Consider the following 431-nt stretch of genomic DNA (forward strand, 5'->3'; position numbering starts at 1 on the left):
AGATGAACTCATAGATCGTTTAGAAGATGCCGTAAGCTTCAATCGATACCATAAAGACTTCATTAATCTTGCCAACATGTTAGGCGTTTCTGATGCAATCAAAGACGAAATTTTTGTAGAAGGAAATAAAATTGAATAATTATGGGAATATTACTTTACATCATCGCCACTATCTTATGGATAATTTTAACGCCAATTAATTGGGTAATAGTTTCGTTTAAACACGGTTTAAGTAACTCTTATTTTAAAGAAACTGCAATTGATATTGATAAGTTTGGCAATAGAAACTTTCGAACGTTTTTAAACGCCACTATGGTAAAAGTGAAAAAAGAATACTGGTCTTACGATAGAATAATTGAAATAGAACCGTACAAATTCGGAAATGTAAACGAAACAATTAGCAGCGCATTAGGAAAAAACCAACGTAATAA

General features: G+C 31.3%; 1 protein-coding gene. It reads left to right on the forward strand.

Annotation, left to right across the window (positions count from 1 at the left end; all coding sequences use genetic code 11):
- Window positions 1-141: 141 nt before the first annotated feature.
- Window positions 142-431 (forward strand): hypothetical protein (locus FHK88_RS03665; RefSeq protein ID WP_264480595.1); only part of this gene is annotated, 290 nt, incomplete at its 3' end.

Source organism: Psychrobacter sp. I-STPA6b (assembly GCF_020662265.1).
In the GTDB taxonomy this organism is placed as follows: domain Bacteria; phylum Pseudomonadota; class Gammaproteobacteria; order Pseudomonadales; family Moraxellaceae; genus Psychrobacter.